The sequence below is a fragment of the Mycolicibacterium elephantis DSM 44368 genome, assembly GCF_004014805.1.
Taxonomy (GTDB): domain Bacteria; phylum Actinomycetota; class Actinomycetes; order Mycobacteriales; family Mycobacteriaceae; genus Mycobacterium; species Mycobacterium elephantis.
In genome coordinates this window covers 22123-42089 of record NZ_ATDN01000001.1, presented here as the reverse complement: position 1 = coordinate 42089, position 19967 = coordinate 22123, and the positions used below count along the sequence as shown (strand labels likewise).

The 19967-nt window shown below is 68.2% G+C and carries 17 protein-coding genes; 9 read left to right on the top strand and 8 right to left on the bottom strand.

Annotated features, from left to right (window positions below):
• Window positions 1–33 precede the first annotated feature (33 nt).
• Window positions 34–1647: a threonine/serine exporter family protein gene (locus MELE44368_RS00150; RefSeq protein WP_128106617.1), complete on the bottom strand. Its 1614-nt coding sequence runs from the start codon at window positions 1645–1647 to the stop codon at window positions 34–36.
• A gap of 201 nt (window positions 1648–1848) precedes the next feature.
• Here MELE44368_RS00150 and MELE44368_RS00145 point away from each other — a divergent pair, with 201 nt between their 5' ends.
• The 4 genes from MELE44368_RS00145 to MELE44368_RS00130 all read left to right on the top strand — a co-directional run bounded on the left by MELE44368_RS00145 (window position 1849) and on the right by MELE44368_RS00130 (window position 5844).
• Window positions 1849–2130, top strand: a complete 282-nt coding sequence (locus MELE44368_RS00145; protein WP_241566419.1) for a DUF732 domain-containing protein — start codon at window positions 1849–1851, stop codon at window positions 2128–2130.
• Window positions 2131–2320: 190 nt separating this feature from the next.
• Window positions 2321–3292 carry an alpha/beta hydrolase gene (locus MELE44368_RS00140; RefSeq protein WP_128106616.1) on the top strand — a complete coding sequence of 324 codons (972 nt, stop codon included), beginning with the start codon at window positions 2321–2323 and terminating at the stop codon, window positions 3290–3292.
• Between the two features lie 34 nt (window positions 3293–3326).
• A complete protein-coding gene (locus tag MELE44368_RS00135; RefSeq protein WP_128106615.1) occupies window positions 3327–4880 on the top strand; it encodes a class I adenylate-forming enzyme family protein in 1554 nt (517 codons plus the stop codon).
• Between the two features lie 4 nt (window positions 4881–4884).
• Complete coding sequence (locus MELE44368_RS00130; protein WP_128106614.1) at window positions 4885–5844, top strand: haloalkane dehalogenase; 960 nt, start codon at window positions 4885–4887, stop codon at window positions 5842–5844.
• Here the strand turns inward: MELE44368_RS00130 and MELE44368_RS00125 are convergent, their stop codons facing one another.
• Entirely contained in the window at window positions 5845–7029 is a 1185-nt protein-coding gene (locus MELE44368_RS00125; protein ID WP_128106613.1) for an acyl-CoA dehydrogenase family protein, read from the bottom strand.
• Window positions 7030–7080: 51 nt separating this feature from the next.
• Here MELE44368_RS00125 and MELE44368_RS00120 point away from each other — a divergent pair, with 51 nt between their 5' ends.
• Both MELE44368_RS00120 and MELE44368_RS00115 read left to right on the top strand, forming a co-directional pair.
• Window positions 7081–7854 (top strand): enoyl-CoA hydratase/isomerase family protein, encoded by a 774-nt coding sequence (locus MELE44368_RS00120; protein WP_128106612.1) that lies wholly within the window; start codon window positions 7081–7083, stop codon window positions 7852–7854.
• Between the two features lie 76 nt (window positions 7855–7930).
• Window positions 7931–8542, top strand: coding sequence for a DJ-1/PfpI family protein (locus MELE44368_RS00115; RefSeq protein ID WP_128106611.1), 612 nt, complete (start codon window positions 7931–7933; stop codon window positions 8540–8542).
• Here MELE44368_RS00115 and ripD read toward each other — a convergent pair.
• Entirely contained in the window at window positions 8532–9074 is a 543-nt protein-coding gene (gene ripD, locus MELE44368_RS00110; protein ID WP_128106610.1) for an NlpC/P60 family peptidoglycan-binding protein RipD, read from the bottom strand. The two genes, MELE44368_RS00115 and ripD, sit on opposite strands and share 11 nt — an antisense overlap.
• 211 nt (window positions 9075–9285) lie before the next feature.
• Between ripD and lhgO the strand changes: the two genes are divergently transcribed.
• A complete protein-coding gene (gene lhgO / locus MELE44368_RS00105; protein WP_128106609.1) occupies window positions 9286–10503 on the top strand; it encodes an L-2-hydroxyglutarate dehydrogenase in 1218 nt (405 codons plus the stop codon).
• Here the strand turns inward: lhgO and MELE44368_RS00100 are convergent.
• Complete coding sequence (locus tag MELE44368_RS00100) at window positions 10472–10873, bottom strand: class I SAM-dependent methyltransferase (RefSeq protein WP_128106608.1); 402 nt, start codon at window positions 10871–10873, stop codon at window positions 10472–10474. The two genes, lhgO and MELE44368_RS00100, sit on opposite strands and share 32 nt — an antisense overlap.
• On the opposite strand from MELE44368_RS00100, the gene MELE44368_RS00095 reads away from it, so the two are divergent.
• Both MELE44368_RS00095 and aceA read left to right on the top strand, forming a co-directional pair.
• Complete coding sequence (locus tag MELE44368_RS00095) at window positions 10872–11726, top strand: helix-turn-helix transcriptional regulator (RefSeq protein ID WP_128106607.1); 855 nt, start codon at window positions 10872–10874, stop codon at window positions 11724–11726. The two genes, MELE44368_RS00100 and MELE44368_RS00095, sit on opposite strands and share 2 nt — an antisense overlap.
• Window positions 11727–11777: 51 nt before the next feature.
• Window positions 11778–14090, top strand: coding sequence for an isocitrate lyase ICL2 (gene aceA, locus MELE44368_RS00090; protein ID WP_128106606.1), 2313 nt, complete (start codon window positions 11778–11780; stop codon window positions 14088–14090).
• A 5-nt stretch (window positions 14091–14095) separates the two neighbouring features.
• Here aceA and MELE44368_RS00085 read toward each other — a convergent pair whose 3' ends face one another.
• The 4 genes from MELE44368_RS00085 to MELE44368_RS00070 form a co-directional block, all read right to left on the bottom strand.
• Window positions 14096–16702 carry a hypothetical protein gene (locus MELE44368_RS00085; protein WP_241566418.1) on the bottom strand — a complete coding sequence of 869 codons (2607 nt, stop codon included), beginning with the start codon at window positions 16700–16702 and terminating at the stop codon, window positions 14096–14098.
• Between the two features lie 46 nt (window positions 16703–16748).
• Window positions 16749–17549 (bottom strand): peptidoglycan-binding protein, encoded by an 801-nt coding sequence (locus MELE44368_RS00080; RefSeq protein ID WP_128106605.1) that lies wholly within the window; start codon window positions 17547–17549, stop codon window positions 16749–16751.
• A 348-nt stretch (window positions 17550–17897) separates the two neighbouring features.
• Entirely contained in the window at window positions 17898–19247 is a 1350-nt protein-coding gene (locus MELE44368_RS00075) for a sensor histidine kinase (RefSeq protein ID WP_128106604.1), read from the bottom strand.
• A 2-nt stretch (window positions 19248–19249) separates the two neighbouring features.
• Window positions 19250–19939 carry an Rv0518 family GDSL lipase gene (locus MELE44368_RS00070; RefSeq protein WP_128106603.1) on the bottom strand — a complete coding sequence of 230 codons (690 nt, stop codon included), beginning with the start codon at window positions 19937–19939 and terminating at the stop codon, window positions 19250–19252.
• Window positions 19940–19967 lie beyond the last annotated feature (28 nt).

Genomic DNA, 19967 nt, shown 5'->3' with positions numbered 1-19967 from the left:
CGGTTCGGGCGCGCGCCGTCTTGTCGGTTGCCGCTACTGCTCGTCGCGCTGACCATCGCGTCGGTCGACTTGGCCCTCTGGAGATTCGGATTCATCGCCGCCGTCGGCGCGCGACTCCTGGTCGGCGGGGGTCGGCTCCAGCGCGACGCTTCGCGACTGCGGATGGTGGGTGCTCGTCGTGTGGGCGGCTTCGGTCGGTCGCAGGTGCACGACCGGCCCGATGGCACGACGCAGGCCGGGCAGTCCCTCCTTACGGAGAAGGTCGCCGATGCGGCCGGCGCGGTAGCGCAGCGGAGAACCGAGGAACTCCCCCAGCACCACGCCGCTGCCCAGGGCGAGCGCGGTGGCGATCGCGGCCATCATCTGGCGCAGACCGTTGTCGAAATTGCCGTCGACGGCGAAGGAGAACACCGCCCGGAATACGGCGAGGCCCGGCAGCATCGGCATGATGCCGGCGGTCGCGGTGACCAGGGCCGGCGCCTGTCGCCGAATCGAGATCAGCGTCGCGATGACACCGACGCCGACGGCCGCGACACCGCTGGCGAACACCTGGCCGGCGCCCGCGGTTCCGAGGCTGATCAACACCACTTCTGCAGCGGCCGCCGCAAGCCCCGCGGTCGCGATCGCCCGCAGCGGTGCGTAGCTCGTCACGGTCAGAGAAGCGCCCGCCAGCCCGGCTCCCCCCACCGCGAGCGCGATCGCCAACGCCCCGTGGGGCGGTACGAACGACTCGGTCGCGTCGACGTGCAGTTCGATGACGACGCCCGCCATCGTGGCGATCTGCAGCCCCGCGAGGATGCCGACCACGATCCCGGCGGTGAGCAGCACCGCTTCCCCGAGCCGGGCGATGGCGGTGAGCATGTACCCGGTTACCGCGTCCTGCATCGCGCCGACGAACGTCAGGCCGGACAGCAGCATCACGATTCCCGTTGCGACCAGGGCGGTCGGTCCCTGGCCGCCGAAGTAGTACGCCGCGACGGCCACCAGGGTCGCGATCGCCGCGCCGATCGCGTGCTGGAAGAAGAACGGGGTTCCGATGCGGTTCAGCCGCCTGCCGACCTGGTCGATGACCGCCGAGGTGGTGGCCGCCAGGATGCAGGTCACCCAGGTGCCGCCGAGCAGCATGGCGATGCCGAGGGCGAACCCCGCCCAGCCCACGGTCGCCAGCCACCGTGGATACGGGTGCGGACGCTCGGTCAGCTCGTCCATGGCCTCGTGAGCCTGTTCGACGGAGACGCCGCCGGAGGTGATGCGCAGCACGAGCCGGTCGAGTTCGCCCAACCGGGTGTAGTCGGTGGACCTGGTGTGCACGCTGCGCACGATGGTGACCGGCGGGCTGTCCGCGGTCGGCAGGGCCGACACGATCACGGTGGTGACGAAGATGTCGACGACGCAATCGGTGAGCCGATACGCCTGGGCGACGTCCTGCGCGGTCGCGACGACGTCCGCGGTGCCCGACCCGGACGACAACATCACCTCGGCGAGGCGGATCGTCAGGTCGAGAACCTTGCGGGCGTGAATCTCGTCGACGCCGCTGGCGGCGCGGCGGCGCTGACCGGCGACGGGTGCCGGGTCACGCCGCCCGCGAAGCGCAATCTGCACTCCACGGCGGAGGCGGGCCGAGCCGCCGATTCGATCATGCGCCATTCATCAGGAGGATACTGACGCCTCATCCCGAACGCAGTTTCGGCTTCGCGGGTGACGGATGCGTCGATTGCAAAATCCGGATTTGAACGGATATCGTTAGCGCTACGAAACAGTCCGTTTTTTTTCGGGGCTGTGAGATGTATGACTCGCTCACGTCGTTCGACATCTGACGTTCGGGAAGCATTCCTCGGAGGTGATTGTGTGGCGCATTTAGTGCGCGCGCTGACCGTGTTGTTTGCCGCTTCGGTGATTTTCGCGCCCCAGGCCGCGGCGGATCAAAACGAATACCTGCGCAAACTGCAAGACCGGTTGCCATTTCTGAGCTCCGAGCAATTGCTTGCCGAAGGCAACCGGATCTGCAATGCCACCCGTCAGGGCACCCCCGCATCGGATGTCGTCGTCATGGTCCGCGACAACCTCGGTCTGTCAATTTCCGCCGCCGGCAATGTGGTCAGCACCGCGGTCGTCGAACTCGGCTGCTGAACTCGAGAACGCGCCGTAACGCGGTGACGGCGATCGCCGACTAACGGTGTGCAGCAGTCCGCTGAGGGCTGCGACAAAATTTCGCGGCAGGCGTCAAGCAACGGCCCTGATCCGGCACCGCCAGGTTCGCCGGTCCGCGTTTCACACGCACACCGCCGCCCTCGTGCGGCATTTCTCGAGGTTCACAGATATGACGTTCTTATCCAGTTTTGTGCCCGGCGTTGTTCGAAGGCTGCTCGTCGGGGCGGTCGTCGCGTTGGTGCTGCCCGGCCTCGCGGCGGTCGCGGGTTCGACCGCGACCGCGTCGGCTTACTCCCGTCCGGGGCTTCCCGTCGAGACGCTGATGGTGCCGTCCGCGGCGATGGGCCGCGACATCCCGGTGAAGTTCCAGGGCGGCGGACCGCACGCGGTGTATCTGCTCGACGGCCTGCGCGCCCGTGACGACAACAGTGGCTGGGACATCGAGACGGCCGCGTTCGAGAACTACTACGAATCGGGTCTGTCCGTCGTCATGCCCGTCGGCGGCATGTCCAGCTTCTACACCAACTGGCAACAGCCGGCCGTCGGCAACGGCACCACCTACAACTACCAGTGGGAAACGTTCCTGACCTCGGAGCTGCCCGCGTACCTGTCGGCGAACGAGGGCGTCTCCCCGACCGGCAACGCCGTGGTGGGTCTGTCGATGTCGGGTAGCTCGGCGCTGATCCTGGCGGCGTACCATCCCGGCCAGTTCCGCTACGCCGCCTCGCTGTCGGGCTTCCTCAACCTCTCCGAGGGGCTCTGGCCGACCCTGGTCGGTTTCGCGATGCGCGACGCGGGCGGGTTCGACGCCACCGCGATGTGGGGACCCGGCGGGTCATCGGCGTGGCAGCGCAACGACCCCACCGCCACCGTCGGACGGCTGGTCAGCAATGGCACGCGGATCTGGGTGTACTGCGGCAGCGGCAGGCCCGGCGACCTGGGCGGCGGTGGCGACATCCCGGCCCAGGTGCTCGAAAGCATCACCCTGGACAGCAACAAGAACTTCCAGCGGCAGTACCAGGCCGCGGGCGGTTCCAACGGCACGTTCAACTTCCCCGCCAACGGCACCCACGGGTGGGGGTACTGGGGTTCGCAGCTGACCGCGATGAAGGGCGACATCCAGCGCACGTTGGGCGCCTGAGCCGTCGAGAGATGGTCGGGGTGACAATCGGTAGGTGACGCTTCCCCGACCGACCGTTCCGGCGCTACTGCAGCGCGGTGCGCATGAGTTCGGCCAACACACCTATCTGGTCACCCCGACCGAACGGCTCACCTACGCTCAGGCCGAGCAGCGTTCGGCGCAGATTGCCCGGTGGCTGCTCGGCCAGGGTGTCGGCAAGGGCACCCGCGTGGGGCTGTTCTTCCCCAACGGTGTCGAGTGGGTCACCTGGTGGCTTGCGCTGTCGCGCATCGGCGCGCTGGTGGTGCCGTTGAGCACCCTCTACACCCCGGCCGAGATCGCCAAAGTCGCCAGGCTCGCCGACATCGCGCTGCTGGTGGCACCCGCCGAGGTGCTGAGCATCGACGTCGCCGAGCGTTTCGAAACGGCGTGGCCGTCCTTGTCGGGCCAGTCCGGCGGACGGCTGGCGCTGGCCGCCGCCCCGTATCTGCGTCGCATCGTGTTCACCACCGATACCGGGCGGGTGTGGGCGACGGGGTACGACGACGGCGCCACAGGCGTGTCACCTGAGGTGCTGGCCGCGGCCGAGGCCGAGGTCTCCCCCGCCGACCTCGCCGTCATGGTGCAGACCTCCGGCTCGACCGCCGACCCCAAAGGCGTGCTGCACACGCACGGCACCCTGGTCCGCCAGACGTCGACCTGGCCCAGCGCGGTACGGCTGGTCACCAAATCCGAAGGGCCGCCGCGGATTCTGTCGGCGATGCCGTTCTTCTGGATCGGCGGGCTGCTCGCGGTCACCGGGGCGCTGCACGAACCCGTCACGGTGATCGCCATGCCGCGGCTGGACGCCGGTACCGCGCTGGACCTCGTCGAGCGCGAACGGGCCACTGGCGTGATCGGGTGGCCGGCGTTCACCCAGAAGCTGCGTGACCACCCGACCTTCGCCGACCGCGACCTGTCCAGCGCACCGCTGCTGCGAGACGGGCCGCTGGACGTCGCGATGGTCGACGTGCCCGACGGATATCCCGTGCACCGCACAATGTCTGAAACCGCGGGCGGATTCGTGTTCACCGACATGCGCATCGTCGACGACGCCGGCGAACCGGTACCCGACGGCACCGTCGGCGAATTACTGGTCCGCGGAATCGGTGTCATGGCGGGCTACAACAAACGCGAGCGATGGGAGACCTTCGACGACGACGGCTGGTACCACACCGGCGACCGCGTCTACCGCCGAACCGGCGATCCGCGCCTGTTCTACGTCGGACGCAGCACCGAACTCATCAAGGCCGCGGGCGCCAACGTCTCGCCGCTCGAAGTCGAGGCGGTCATCGAGGAGTTCGATGACGTCGCCCAGTGCCTGGTGGTCGGAGTCGACGACGCGGTGCGCGGCGAGCAGGTGTGCGCCGTCGTGGTGCCCGCCGACACCGCCGTCAACGTGGGCTCGTTGGCCGAACGCGTCCGCGCGCAACTGTCGGCCTACAAGGTGCCCACCCGCTGGGCCGTGGTCACCAGCGACCAGATCCCCACCCTGGCGAGCGGCAAATTCGACCGAAAGGCCTTGCGCAACATGGTCGCCGACGGCGTCTTCGAGTCGGTCGCCGGCTGAGCACATGGCTGTGCTGAGAACACCTGACGAGCGCTTCGCCGGGCTGCCCGATTACCCGTTCGTCCCTAGCTATGTCGACGTGGAGACACGCGGAATCGCGCCCCTGCGAATGCATTACGTCGACGCCGGACCGGTTGATGCGCCCGTCGTCGTGCTGCTACACGGTCAACCAACGTGGTCGTACCTGTATCGGCACGTGATCCGCGTACTGCTCGACGCGGGCCTGCGCGTGATCGCGCCCGACAACATCGGCTACGGCCGGTCGGACAAGCCCGCCGACCCGACCGACTACACCTTCAAACGCCACGTCGACTGGATGCACAGCGCGCTCGTCCGGCTGAACGTGACCGATATGACGCTGGTCGTGCAGGACTGGGGCGGACCCATCGGGCTCAGCGTGCTCGCGCGCGAGCCCGACCGGTTCGCCCGCGTCGTCGCGACCAACACGATCCTGCACACCTGCGACCCCGGACTCGCGGGCCGGCTCGAATGGCCGCACCACGCCGTCGGCGACGGTCAGGTCATCCACCAGGAGACCCTCCTCGATTACGTGGCGTTCTATCAACGCTCACCGGAACTCGTTCCGAGTTTCTTCCTCGACGCGGTGGCAGGCCCGCTTTGCCCCGACGTCCTCGCCGCTTACGACGCACCGTTCCCGGACCGCACGTTCACCGCCGGCCTGCGGCAGATGACGGCGTTGATTCCGTTGACGCGCAACGACCCCGGCGCCGCGATCGGGCGCGCGACGATGGCCGCGCTCGGTGACTGGCGGCGGCCGTTTCTCACGGCGTACTCCGACGGTGATCCGGCGACACGCGGATGGGACAAGGTCTTCGCCGACCACGTTCCTGGTGCGAAGGGCCAACCCCACACGACGATCGAGGGTGCTGGCCACTTCGTTCAGGAGCAGCGCGGCGCCGAACTCGGCCGCGTCGTCGCCGAATTCGTCGCGCGCACCGGCTGATCAGAGCCCGAACTGGTCCTCGACGATGCCCAGCCACACCTGCGCCGCGTCGATGGCGACCTTCTCGCTGATGAAGGCGTGCTGGGTGCCGGTGTACATGTCGCGGAACGCCCGCTCCAGGCGCGTGCCCTCGCGGATCGCGCTGGTGCCCGCGACCAGATGCGCCCATTCGGCGCACTGGCGGGCCACGTCGGTGGCGTAGACGGCGGCCACCCGCATGTCCGCACGCAGGGTCGGCGTCAGCTCCTCACCGGAGGCGACGGCGGTTTCGGCCGTACCGAACGCCTGCAGCACCAGCAGCCGCGCGGCGCGCCACGCCGCCACATGGTGCGCGAGGCCCTTCTGGAAGGTGGGCCTACTGGCCAGCGACGCCATGTCGCTCATCCGGAACTTGGTGGCCGCGAGCTCTTCGACGTCGTCGAGCATGCTCTTGGCGACCCCGAGCGCCCACGACGCGTGCCCGGCCGCAATCATTCCCATCAGTCCCATCCGGGTGGCCGGCGACGAACCCCGGCGCGGCTCGCGGGTGAACAGCGGGAAAGTCCGGTAGGCCGGAACGAACACGTCCTCGGCGCTGTAGTCGTAGCTGCCGGTGCCCTTCAGTCCCTGGACATGCCAGCCGTCGTTGAAGCTGATCTGGTCGCGGGGCACCACGGCGACCTGCATGTCGGGCACCCCCTCGCTGACCCAGCGCACCTCCCCCTCGTCCATCGGCAGAAAGCCCGCGGCGACGTACTGGGAATGACCCGTTCCCGAGCCGAAACTCCACGACCCGGTCAGCCGGTAGCCGCCGTCGACGGCCTGGCCCTGCCCGTTGGGGAAGAACTGCCCGCCCAAAGTGACCCGGTTGTCGTGGGCCGTGAACACCTCCGCGAATCCCTCGTCGGGCAGGTACGTGGCGGCGGCGAACGATGACGGCAGGTTGGCGATGCCGATCCAACCGAAAGACCCGTCCTGCCAAGCCATTTCGATCCACGTCTCGATCATTTCGGGGAAGGACGGTTCGACTCCTCCCGCGGCGATCGGATTGAACGCCGACATCAGCCCGGTGTCCCACATGGCGTCGACGATCGGCGGCGTGAGGGTGCGCATGCGCTCGGATTCGGCCGCCTCGGCCGCGACCAGCTCGCGCATGCCGCGGGCCAGCCCGGACACCCGATCGGTCGCGTCCACAGTTGATGTCATCGCGTACTCCCATCACGGCAGGCAAAGGTCCCATGAGATTAAGGTGCAGCCATGAGCCTCGTCACGTTTGAGTGCAAAGACCACATCGCCACCATCACCCTGAACCGTCCCGAGGCCCGCAACGCGATCAACGGCGCGCTGCGCAACGACCTGAACGCGGCATGGAACCGGTTCCGCGACGACGAGGACGCCTGGGTGGGGATCCTGACCGCAAACGGCGACGTGTTCTGCGCGGGCGGGGACCTCAAGGACGGCGAGGGCTCGGTGGGCACTTTCGCGGGCACGTTCTGGGAGAAACCGACGATCAACTCCTTCGAAAGCGGCATGGAGCTGTTCAAGCCGACCATCGCCGCCGTGCACGGCCCCTGTATCGGCTACGGGCTGACCGGGGTGCTGTTCTGCGACTTCGTGATCGCCAGCACCGAGGCCACGTTCTCCTTCCCCGAGGTGTCGATCGGCGTGCCCACCATCGTCGGCGCGATCCGGCTCCCTCAACGGGTGCGTTGGGCCGACGCGATGGAACTGCTGCTGACCGGTAAGCCGATCAGCGCCGAGCGGGCCAAGGAGATGGGGCTGGTCTGGAAGCTGGTCGAACCCGACGACCTGCAGGCCGAGGCGCTGGCGTGGGCGCAGACCCTCACCGAGGCCGCGCCGCTGGCGCAACGGGCCACCAAGGAGGTGGCCTGGCGGACCCAGAACATGGGATGGATCGAGTCGGTGCGCTTCGGCGAGACCATGCGCAAGGTGGCCGGGGCCACCGAGGACGTCGCCGAGGGCCTCACGGCGTGGCGCGAGCGGCGCAAACCCAACTGGCGGGGCCGCTGATCCCGCCGGGTTCGACGGTGCTGTTGTTCGTCGCAACCGGCGTGCTGCTCGTGTTGGACATGTTCAACTAGAACCTGTGCGCATCGAGATCGTGGTGTTCGACGGGTTCGATCCCCTCGACGTGATCGCGCCGTGGGAGGTGTTCGTGCGGGCCGCCGCGCTCGACGCCGGCCTCGAGGTGGCCCTGGTGCGCGCCGACGGTACCGGCCCGGTGACCACGGCGTACGGGTTGCGGATGCAGATCGACGAGACGCTGGGCACCCCGGATGCCGTCTTGGTGCCCGGGGGCGGCTGGGTGGACGCGACGGATACCGGTGTGCGACAGGAGATTCGGCGCGGTGCGCTGCCTGGCGTCATCGCCGAGTTGGCACCGTCGGTGCGCTGGGTGGCGTCCGTCTGCACCGGCGCGCTGATCCTCGGGGCGGCCGGCCTCCTGCACGGTCGCAATGCGACGACCAACGACGCTGCGCTGGAGGAGCTTTCGCGCTACGGTGCAACCGTCAGGCGGCACCGTGTCGTCGACGACGGCACCGTGGTGACCGCGGGCGGGGTGACCTCGGGCATCGATTTGGCGCTGTGGCTGGTGCACCGCGAACGGGGCGCCGACATCGCCGGCTCGGTACGCGCGGCGATCGCCTATCCCGTGCAGCCTGACGTATGGCGCACGCCGGAGGTCCTCACGCGATGATGCGGACCAAATACGGCGCCATGTTGTTGGTGCGGACCGGCGAGACGGTGACCGCCGGTTCGGTCGCCTCCAGCATCTGCCCGTTGCCGAGGAACATCGCCACGCTCTGGGTTCCCTCGGGACCGTAGAAGATCAGATCGCCGGGAAGAGCCTGTGACGGCGCGACTTTCTGGCCGACCTTGTACTGCGCGCCTGATGACCGCGGCAGCTTGACCCCGGCGCCGGCGTACGCATAGACCATCAGACCGGAGGCGTCGAAACCGACGGTGCTCACCGCGGGGTCCAGCCCGACGATGCGGCCATCGGGGTCCAGTCCGGCGACGTTCTCGGCGGTTCCGCTGCCCCGCGTCGGACCGGTCGCATCGCCGCCACCGTAAGAGAACGGCACGCCGCGCTGCGAGAGTCCGCGCGCGATCACCAAATCGATCGCCTTCTGGTTGACGGCGGACCGCGTCGCCGGCTGAGCAGCCGCGACACCCGGCACTGTCCCCAGCATGGCCAGACCCAGCATCAAGGCCAGTATGCGTCTCATCGGAATTCAACTTTCTCGAACATCGGCGCGAGCAGCCCGTGCCCGCCGTTGGGCACAGCAGTCGTAAGTCCACTTGTACTGCCAGAAGTGTCAATTAGTCCAATTGCGGTATGGCACAACACCAATGAGATACCAGACCGTGACCGAACGGTGACCCTGGCCGGCGTTGAACGCGGCGGGAAGCAGCGGATGAGGCAAGATTGTGATCGTGGTGACAGGTTCGCGGATCGCCGTCGTCGGTGGCGGCATCGTCGGCGTCGCCGTCGCACGCGAAATCCTGCGCCGGCAGCCGGACTCGGCCGTGACGCTGTTCGAAAAAGAGGACCGGCTGGCCGCACACCAGACGGGACGCAACTCCGGCGTCGTGCACGCCGGTCTGTACTACCAACCCGGCTCCCAGAAGGCGCTGCTGTGCCGCCGCGGCGTCGGCCTGCTCGAGGAGTTCTGCGCCGAGCACGACATCCGCCGGATCGGTTGCGGCAAGGTGCTCGTCGCGCTCGACGACGCCGAACGCGCCAGGCTGGACGACATCGCGGACCGGGCCCGCGCCAACGGGGTTCCGGGCGTGCGGATCATCGGCCCCCGAGAATTGCGCGAACTCGAACCCCACGTCAGCGGGGTGGCGGCGCTGCACTCGCCGTCGACATCGATCGTCGACTTCGCGGAGGTGACCGAGGCGCTGGCCGCCGATGCGGTCGTCGACGGAGCGACGATCCTGCTCGGCCACCAGGTCGTCGGGATGCGGACCGTGCGCGACGAGGTGATCGTCACCGCACGGTGCGGACAAACCGCTCGTGATGACGCGTTCGACCGTGTCGTGGTGTGCGGCGGACTGCAGAGCGATCGGCTGGCGGCGCTGGTGGGTGACGGCGCCGACCCGGTGATCGTGCCGTTCCGCGGCGAGTACTACGCGTTGAAGCCGCAGCGGCGCCATTTGGTGAACGGGCTGGTATACCCGGTGCCCGATCCACGCTATCCGTTTCTCGGCGTGCACCTGACCCCGCGCGTCGACGGCGAGGTGCTGATCGGACCGAATGCCGTGCTCGCCCTTGCCCGCGAGGGCTACACCTGGACGACGGTCTCGGTGCGCGATCTCGTCGAGATCGCCGCCACGGGCGCCTTCTGGCGGTTCGCCCGGCAGCACTGGCGCACCGGGGTCCGCGAGTTGTACGGATCGGTCAGCCGACGCAGATTCCTCGCCGCCGCCCGCGCCTACGTACCCGAACTCACCGACGACGACGTCGTCGCGGGCAAAGCCGGCGTGCGGGCGCAGGCGCTCGACAGCGACGGCAGCCTGGTCGACGACTTCCGGCTCAGCTTCCGTGACCGTGTCGTCGTCGTCCGCAACGCGCCCTCACCGGCGGCGACGTCCTCGCTCGCGATCGCCGAGCACATCGTCACGACGATCGCACAGCCCGGTAGTAGGTGAGCCTGCCGACCAGGCGCTGCTGGTGCGTGTCGATCTGGGTGCAGTCGAAGCCGACACTGCGCATGAGCCGCGGGATCGCGTCGCCGAGGTTGCCGGCGAGGTGCGCTCCGCGCAGCATCCGGGGCGCCGCACGCCCGTCATCGACGCTCATCGGGCCGCCGACGTCGAGCAGGTACAGTCGGCCACCGGGCCGCAGCACCCGGAAAACCTCCGCTGCCGCTTGGGGTTTCACGTCGTCGTCGAGGTGGTGCCACATCATCGACAACAGCACGCGGTCGAACTCGCCATCGGCATACGGAAGCTCTTGGGCGTAGCCGCGGTCGAACCGAATCCCGGCCAGTCCGCGGGCTTTGCGTCGCGCCCGGGCCATGGTTGCACAATCCAGGCTGCTGCGGCACCGCGGCGGCGTGCCGATGTACGCGTATCCGAAGGGGCCGGATGCGCCGCCGGTGTCGGTGGTGTTCGCAGAAACCGGAGACGTGCTGGAGCGCGGTCTGCATATTCACGACTTCCCCGCCCTGTGGTACGCGTCGTCGGCCGGCCTGGTCTATGTGGCGGCGCCCGGTGAGGTGGTGGACCCGACCCGGGTCGAGCGCTCGAGTGAAGGCGTCGGGGTGTTCTTCGACCCGACCGCTCTGGGGGTGGACGTGAAGGCGTCATGGCCGGCGTGGCGTGGGCACCCGCTGCTGTATCCGTTTCTGCATGCCGAGGCCGGCGGCATGCTCGAACTGCGGCTCCCCCGCGACCGTCGACCGGTATGGGACGCCGCGGTCAGCGCGATCCAGACCGAGTTGGCAGCGCGTCGGGACGGGTACCGGCAGGCCGCGGTCGCTCACCTGACGTTGCTGCTGATCGACCTGGCCCGCGTCGCGGGTGACGTGGTGGGCCATCTCCGATACCGCGGCGAGACGGTGCTGGCGGAGGTGTTGGCGGTGATCGAGCGACGGTATTGCGAGCCGTTGTCGCTGCGAGACGTGGCGCGCGAGGTCGGCATGACGCCGGGCCATCTCACGACGATCGTGCGCCGCCGCACCGGGCGCACCGTCCGGGAGTGGATCACCGAGCGCCGGATGGCTGAGAGCCGCCGGCTGCTGGCCGACACCGACCTGCCCCTCCAGGAGGTGGCCCGCCGCGTCGGGATCGCCGACCCCGGATATTTCGCCAGGGTGTTCCGCCGGGCACACGGCACCTCGCCACGTTGGTGGCGGGGCCCGTCGGCGTGATTACGCAGTGAATACGCACCGCCGTCGAAGCACGCGCCGTACGCTGAATTCATGGCCATCATGGAAGCGGATGCAGCGCCTCAGACACCGTTCGAGCGCGACGTTGCCGCCACTCAGAAGTACTTCGACAGCCCACGATTCGACGGGATAATCCGGCTCTACACGGCCCGACAGGTCGTCGAGCAGCGTGGCACGATCCCGTTCGACTACATCACCGCGCGGGAGGCGGCGACCGCGTTCTACGCCCGGCTGCGCGAACTGTTCGCCCAGAAGAAGAGCATCACCACCTTCGGTCCGTATTCGCCGGGTCAGGCGGTGGCGATGAAGCGCACCGGCATCGAGGGGATCTATCTCGGCGGGTGGGCGACGTCGGCGAAGGGGTCCACCACCGAGGACCCGGGTCCCGACCTGGCCAGCTACCCGTTGAGCCAGGTGCCCGAGGAGGCCGCGGGGCTGGTGCGGGCCCTGCTGACCGCCGACCGCAACCAGCGGTACATGCGGCTGCAGATGACCGAAGAGCAGCGCGCCGCGACCCCCGCGACGGACTTCCGCCCGTTCATCATCGCCGACGCCGACACCGGCCACGGTGGAGATCCGCACGTACGCAACCTGATCCGCCGGTTCGTCGAGGCCGGTGTGCCCGGATACCACATCGAAGACCAGCGCCCGGGCACCAAGAAGTGCGGTCACCAGGGTGGCAAGGTGCTGGTGCCATCGGACGAACAGATCAAGCGGCTCAACACCGCCCGGTTCCAGCTCGACGTGATGGGCGTGCCGGGCATCATCGTGGCCCGCACGGACGCCGAGGCGGCGAACCTGATCGACAGCCGCGCCGACGAGCGGGACCAGCCGTTCCTGCTGGGCGTTACCAACCTGAGGATTCCGTCCTACAAGTCGTGCTACCTGGCGATGATGCGGCGCTTCTACGAGTTGGGCGTCACCGAACTCAACGGCCACCTGCTCTACGCGCTGCCCGAAGGCGAATATGAGGCCGCGAACGGCTGGTTGGCGCACCACGGCATCGCCGACGCGGTCGCCGAGGCGTGCGCGACCTACCAGAGCGACGCGCAGCAGTCCATCGACGCCGTGTTCGACCAGGTCGAGTCGCAGTTCGTCGATGCCTGGCAGCTGGACGCCGGGCTGATGACGTACGGCGAGGCGGTGGCCGAGCTACTCGAATTCCGGCAGAGCGAAGGCGAACCGCTCGACGTCAGCGTCGACGAGTGGCGCGAGTTCGCGACACGCGCTCCGCTGTACACCGCGCGCGAGAAGGCACGCGAGATCGGCGCGGCCGTCGGATGGGACTGCGAGCTGGCGAAGACGCCGGAGGGCTACTACCAGGTCCGTGGCGGCATCCCGTATGCGATCGCCAAGTCGCTGGCCGCGGCGCCGTTCGCCGACATCCTCTGGATGGAGACTAAGACGGCCGATCTGACCGACGCGCGGGAGTTCGCCGAGGCGATCCACGCGGAGTTTCCCGACAAGATGCTGGCCTACAACCTGTCCCCCTCGTTCAACTGGGACACCACGGGGATGAGTGACGACGAAATGCGGGCCTTCCCTGAGGAACTGGCCAAGATGGGGTTCGTCTTCAACTTCATCACCTACGGCGGGCACCAGGTCGACGGGGTGGCAGCCGAGGAGTTCGCGACCGCGCTCAAACAGGACGGCATGTTGGCGCTGGCGCGGCTGCAGCGGAAGATGCGGTTGGTCGAATCGCCTTACCGCACACCGCAAACACTGGTCGGCGGGCCGCGTAGCGATGCCGCGCTGGCCGCGTCGTCGGGCCGTACGGCGACCACGAAGGCCATGGGCAAGGGCTCCACACAGCATCAGCACCTCGTGCAGACCGAGGTGCCCAAGAAGCTGCTCGAGGAGTGGCTGGCGCTGTGGGGCAAGCACTATCAGCTCGAGGAGACGCTGCGTGTTCAGCTGCGTCCCACCCGTCCGGGCTCCGACGTGCTGGAACTAGGAATCTACGGCGAACGGGAGGACGGCAGAAGCGAGAAGGTGGCCAACGCGATCGTCGATCCGATCAAGGATCGGCACGGGCGCAGCATCCTGACGGTGCGCGACCAGAACACCTTCGCCGAGAAGCTGCGGCAGAAGCGACTGATGGACATCCTCCATCTGTGGCTGATCCACCGCTTCAAGGCGGAGGTGGTCTACTACGTCACGCCCACCGAGGACAACATCTACCAAACCGAGAAGATGAAGTCGCACGGCATCTTCAGCGATGTGCACCAGGAGGTCGGTGAGATCATCGTCGCCGAGGTGAACAAGCCGCGCATCGACGAGCTGCTGGCACCCGACCGCGAAGCTCTGCAACGGCTCATCCGCAAGGAGGATCAGCCCCGGAGCTGACGTCGCTACGTCGCCCCGCCGGAGCCCGACCCGTCAGAGGAGCCCGACCCGTCGGAACCTGAGCCGTCGGACGCGGAGTTGTCCGAGGTCGTGCTGTCCGAGCCGGTGCCGTCAGTGGACGTGGTGTCGGTGGTATCCGAGGTCGAATCCGTTGTCGTGGTGGAGTCTTCGGCGGTGGTGGTGTCGGTGGTGGGTTCGCTCGGAAGCGAATCCTCGGTCGGTGTCGGATCGTTCGTCGCTGTCGGGCTGGAAGCCGTTTCCTCGGCGGTACTTTCGGCAGACTCCGTGGGGTCCGCGGAAGGTGTCGGTTCCGGGGTGGTGCTGCTGGGCAGCGGACTGGTCAGCGATGGCGTGGGCTGTTCAACGGAGACCGGTGTCGGGCTGGGTGGGGCGGTCGTCGGCGTGAGCGACGGGAAGGTTCCCGGTTGGTCCCTCTCGACGATCCACATGATCTCGGTGGTGTATTCGTCGAGCTGCGCGTCGATTTCGTTCAACGGCACCTTCCCGGCCGCGATGTCATCGCCGTATTGGTCGATCTCCTCCCACAGCGCCTCGAGCTCGGCCTTCGCCTCCGGTGAGAGGTCCTCGTCGAGCGTGACGAACAGCTGTCGAGCCATCGAGACCGTCATGCAGTTGACGCACTTGTAGTTCAGCGCGCCGGACAGGTTCTGCGGCGCCGCCACGTTGTCGTTCGTCTCGTCCTGGTCGATGACGAAGACCACCTGGTAGGAGACGGCCACCGCGGCGCACGTATTGCAGGACGCGTACGCGTGCGCCTCGTTGATGTTCATCGCGTACTCCTCGTCGGTGGCCCAGACGAGGGCGAACGCCGTGTCGTAGACGATGGTGCCGTCGGTGGTGTTCACCGCGAGCGCCTGGTTGTTGCCGTCGCCGGGTTCCGGGGCGATCGGCTTGTCGAACGGGAAGACCCAGCCGACGTCGTCTTGGGCAGCCGGTGCCGCCGCGGCCGGCGGGCCGTACCCACCGCCGTTGGCGGCGGTCGTGACCTTGCGCGGAACGACGATGACGGCGAGCTGTGGCGAGTTGAACGTCGGCGGCGGTGTGCGGGTGTCCCAGAGCGCCTGCATGACACCGCGCTGACCCGCGGCCAGCGACCGGGTGGCAGCGACCGGACGCGACACGTCGTCGACCGCGCGCTGCGGCCGCTCCCCCATTTTCTCGACCCGCAGCGCGTAGACGATGTCGCTGAGCGTGCCGCGGTCCGACGCCTGAATCGGTCGATAGTTCTGCTCGTCCGGGAACCACGCGTAGGCGATACCGGCCAGCGCGGCGGCGCCGAGCACGCCGACCAGAACACGCTTCACCGGCTTGCCCGCGGTGCCTTGCCACGCGGTGGTGACGATGCGGTGCCCGACCCGCCACAGCAGGTAGATGATCGCGGCCATCGGGATCACGATCGCGATCATCGCCAGCACCCGGGCGATGACCTGCACCAGGTCGCCGTCCGCCCACGCGCCGCTCAGGACGTCGTGCTGCCTGTTCAGGCTCGCCCAGGCCGAGCCCAGCAGGCGTGGCAGGCCGATGACGGCCAGCACCAGCATGCCGATCAGCAACGGCACCACGATGATCACCCAGGCCGTCACCACCAGCCGGGCCCACCATTTGAGCTGGCTGGCCTGCGGTTCGCCCCACCGCCACGGCAGCATGCCCAGCAGCGTCGGCTTGATGCGCCCGTACAGGTCGGGCACGCCGGTGAGGTCGGCCAGCACGTGGTAGCCGTCGAACCTGACCAGCGGGGTGAGCTGACGAATCATCTGGATGATCTGGGTGGCGACGACGAGCAGCAGCGCGTCGTAGCGAAGCACCAGCCACAGTGCCGTGATCGCGACCGCGACGACGGCGTTGAAGTACAACCCGCCCAGATCGGTGCGCAACCGTCCCCTGCGGCTGAGCCGGTACGAGTCCGTGACGTCGGTGTAGAACGCCGGCCACACCAGGTACAGGGCGAAGCCGATGACACCGGGGGTCGCGCCGCCGTATCTGGCGGCGGCGGCGTGACCGAACTCGTGGAAGCCGGCCGAGAGCACGGTCACGACGAACACCAGGATCAGCAGTCCCGGGCGTTCGAACGCGTCGTACGCCGCCCCCGCCAGGCCCTTGTGGAAGCACACCCACCAGCACACGACCGCGAACGCCGCCAGTACGGCGACGACCATCCACGGCCGGAACAGGAACCGGAACGGGTCGGTGAGACGCCGGGTGGCCGCCGGGTCGGTGATGGTGCGCCGTAGCTTCAAGCCCAGCAACGGATCTCGCTTTTTCACCTCGGGTTGGCTGCCGTCGGGACGGGCAGTCAGACCCAGGGGCGCCAGGCGTTGCTCGACGAGCTGACAGACGTTGTCCGCGTTGACGGTTCGGCCCGTCGACGCCGATACCGCATCGGCCACGTCGGCGGGCGTCCGCTCGCCGTCGAGCTCGCGAAGCATCGCGTACAACAACGGCGTCAGTGCAACCGTCTGGCCGTCGGCGCGACGAACGAGGGCGGGGGCGACTCGGTGACCGGAACCCGCGAGTTCTCCGATCAACTCGACACCGTCCGCACGGCGCGGTGCGATTTGAGTCGCCCCCATACCCTCGGTCGTCACAGTCACGTCAGTACTCCCCACGTTCAGCGGGTTTCATCACACGTGGGGCGGATCAGCCGGTCGAACCGCCGCCGTCGCCGCCGGAACCGCCGGACCCGGCGCTGTCGCCACCGGACCCGCCGCCGTCGCCGTCGGACCCGCCGTCAGCGCCACCAGTGGCGGCGGATTCACCACTGGCCGTGCCGGTTACGGTGTCGGTGTCGGTGTCAGGCTGCGCGGTGCCTTGGGCAACGTCGGACACCTGGATCGCCTCGGCGCTGGTCGTACCGCGCAACTCCTGGTTGATGACGGCGTCCTGGTAGGCGATCGCGTCCGCATCGGAATCGATCGTCAACACATTGGCGGCCACCGCGGCGCTGATGGGCGCGGCCACGTTGGCGTTGGCGGCCACGGCACCGGCGATCGGGGCCGTCAGATCGGTGTCGACATCGACGTTGACGTTCACGTCGAGCAACGGGCCCTGCAAGGTGCTCAGGTTGCCGACCTGCACGTCGCCGTCGTCGTCATCATCCGGCTCCGTGGGATCACCGTCGGCGACGTCGCTCTGGTCGATCGAGCTGTCCTGATCGGCGACAGCGAACGCGTCGGCCTCGATGATCTGGTCGACTTGTGCCGTCTGGTCGACCATGGCGCCCGCGGTCGAGTTGAACGCCAGCACGTTCGCGCCGGCCGCGGCGTCGATCGGCGCGGCGACGTTGAGCTGGGCGGCCACCGCGAGGTCGATCGGCGACGCGACATCGAGAAAGACGTCGACGTCGACGTCGAGATCGAGGATGGATACCACCTCTTTGTCCGGAAGCGCGACGGCCATCTCCGCCGCCAATTCCTCTGGGGTCAAACCTTGGTTCGTCATCGCCGTAGTTCCTCTCCGTGTCTCCGACGTTGCTGAAGACGGCTGTGGCGTCAACCGGTCAAGTGCCGCTCGGGTACCCGGCGATTTGCATGATCAACACGGAAATTTCACAAAAACGTCAAAAACCCGTTGGCGCACGGGATAAGCGACGACGCGCTAATTAGCTTGGCGCGAATCCGATACGCCCGTCCCACGGGATATCGCGCGGTCGGGCACTCGTTTCGAACGCTTACCAAGTCTTTGCTGAATTCTGTGAGCTCGTCGAGCAGTTCGGCGGTTTGAAACACCTCGGGTGTCACCTGGCGGACGTGTCCTCGAACCGCCGGAAGCGACGAGCGACCGAGCGCGTCAACGCGGTCCCGGTAATCGCAACACCAGCCGTGCGCCGCCGAGCGGACTGGCTTCCATCGCTGCGGTCCCGCCGTGGATCTCGGCCTGCTGGGCCACCAGCGCGAGGCCGAGTCCCGAACCCGACCTCGCCGCCGTAGACCCCCGCGAGAACCGCTGGAACACCGCCGCGCGTTCCTCTTCTGGAACGCCGGTACCGTTGTCGTCGACGGTGATCTCCACGCCCTCGCCGGAAGTGACTGCGCTGAGCCGGATTTCGGTGGCACCGCCGTGTTTGACCGCGTTGGTGATCGCGTTGTCGATGACCAAGCGCAGCCCGGCGGGGAGTCCGACCATCAGGACTGTCGTGGACGACGCCAGCGACACGTCGACGCCCGGATAGTTGCGCCTCGCGTCGTGCGCGGCGCGGTCGAGCAGTTCGGTGATGTCGAACGGCACGAAGTCGTCGACCGTCGTCAATTCCCCCTGCGCGAGCCGCTCGAGCGCGGTGAGCGTGGCCTCGATGCGGCTCTGCGTGCGCATCACGTCGGCGATCAGCTCGTCGCGCTGGTCGGGGCGCATCTCGAGGGTGGACAACACTTCGAGGTTGGTGCGCATCGCGGTCAACGGGGTGCGCAACTCGTGGGAGGCCACCGCGGCGAAGTCCCGAGCCGACTCCAACGCGGCTCTGGTGCGCTGCTGCTCGTCACCGATGCGCGCGAGCATCCCTTCGACCGCCTCGGCGATCTCCACCGCCTCCTGTACGCCCCGGACCTGAACCTCGTCGGGAGCCGACTGCGCGTTGATGGCGCGGGCCTGCTGGGCCAGCAGCCGGAACGGGTTGATCATGATCAGCCACATCACCCAGCCCACCAGCACGGTGCCGATGATGACGCCGCCGCAGATCAGCAACACCCGCCGGTGCAGTTCGTCGATACGGCGCTGGGTGTCGGCGAGCGGTGCGCCGACCGCGATCGACGCGTCACCCGCGGCGAAGGTGCGCACCCGGTACTCGACACCGTCGATGGTGGTGTTGGTGTAGCCGACGTCGAAGTGCGGCAGCACGATGTCGGGTGGAACCGACACCGTCGAGCCGCCCACCCGGGCGGTGCGCACCAGGCCGCCGCTGGGCACCGGCGCGACGGCGTCGTCCTCTTGCGCCGAGCGCAGCATCGCCGAGATGTCGCCGAGGCTGCTCACCGAGTCGAGTCGCCGGTCGAGCTGGCTGTACTGATCGTTGGTCACCCCGAACCAGACCCACGCGCCGAGCGTGATCACCAGGGCGACCACCGACAGCGCCGCCACGATCACGATGACCCGCAGCGACATCAGCCGGGTCAGCAGCCCCCACAGCCGAGCCCGAAGAGTCATCGTCACACCCGCCTCGGCAACTGAGCGCGGATGAGCGGCGCGATCCTCTCCGCCATGTAGACGTGTCCGGCATCGGTGGGGTGCACGCCGTCGGCGCCGATCAGGCCGGGCTGTCCGACGAACCAGGCCGCCTCGATCGGGTCGACGAACGTCGCGCCGGCCAACCCGGCCTGATAGGCGAGAATGTCGCGGATCCGCAGGATCTGCCCCGGCGGATCCGCGGTGGGCCACGCCGGCCCGATCACCAACATCTTCGCCGAAGGAGCGATGCGGCGGGCCAACTGGAACGTGCCGTACACCAGGATCGACAGCTGAGCGGGGTTGACGTCCATGTCATTTCGCGAGCCGAAGAAGATCACCAGCGTGTCGTCGGGTTCTACCGTCGCGGCGGTCAGGTCCTCGAACAGGTTGCCACGGTTACCCCGGGTGCCGTAACCCGCCCCGCCCTCGGCGCCGACGTCGGCGGTGGTGGCGATGCCCTGCTGGGCCAGGATTTGCCAGGCGCGGGTGGTCCAGCCCTTCTCCCCCAGGCCGCCCTCGTCACCTCCCGTGGTGTAGGAGTCGCTGATCACCGCAACGCGGTTCAGCGCGAAGTTCAGTGCGACGATCTCCTTGTGACTGACCTGTGCCGGCGGGCAGCCCAAGCCGGCCAGCAGCGCGAGCGCGGTAATGACGGTGACCAGACGTCTCACCGGTACAGCGTATGGCGCGAACGCGCGA

Bases quoted from the DNA above. Each gene is read 5' to 3' on its own strand.
- aceA (WP_128106606.1), top strand. From the start codon at position 11,778: ATGGCCATCATGGAAGCGGATGCAGCGCCTCAGACACCGTTCGAGCGC.
- MELE44368_RS00080 (WP_128106605.1), bottom strand. From the start codon at position 17,549: ATGACGAACCAAGGTTTGACCCCAGAGGAATTGGCGGCGGAGATGGCC.
- MELE44368_RS00095 (WP_128106607.1), top strand. From the start codon at position 10,872: ATGGTTGCACAATCCAGGCTGCTGCGGCACCGCGGCGGCGTGCCGATG.
- MELE44368_RS00130 (WP_128106614.1), top strand. From the start codon at position 4,885: ATGGCTGTGCTGAGAACACCTGACGAGCGCTTCGCCGGGCTGCCCGAT.
- MELE44368_RS00100 (WP_128106608.1), bottom strand. From the start codon at position 10,873: ATGGCCCGGGCGCGACGCAAAGCCCGCGGACTGGCCGGGATTCGGTTC.
- MELE44368_RS00120 (WP_128106612.1), top strand. From the start codon at position 7,081: ATGAGCCTCGTCACGTTTGAGTGCAAAGACCACATCGCCACCATCACC.
- MELE44368_RS00140 (WP_128106616.1), top strand. From the start codon at position 2,321: ATGACGTTCTTATCCAGTTTTGTGCCCGGCGTTGTTCGAAGGCTGCTC.
- ripD (WP_128106610.1), bottom strand. From the start codon at position 9,074: ATGAGACGCATACTGGCCTTGATGCTGGGTCTGGCCATGCTGGGGACA.
- MELE44368_RS00150 (WP_128106617.1), bottom strand. From the start codon at position 1,647: ATGGCGCATGATCGAATCGGCGGCTCGGCCCGCCTCCGCCGTGGAGTG.
- MELE44368_RS00125 (WP_128106613.1), bottom strand. From the start codon at position 7,029: ATGACATCAACTGTGGACGCGACCGATCGGGTGTCCGGGCTGGCCCGC.
- MELE44368_RS00075 (WP_128106604.1), bottom strand. From the start codon at position 19,247: ATGACTCTTCGGGCTCGGCTGTGGGGGCTGCTGACCCGGCTGATGTCG.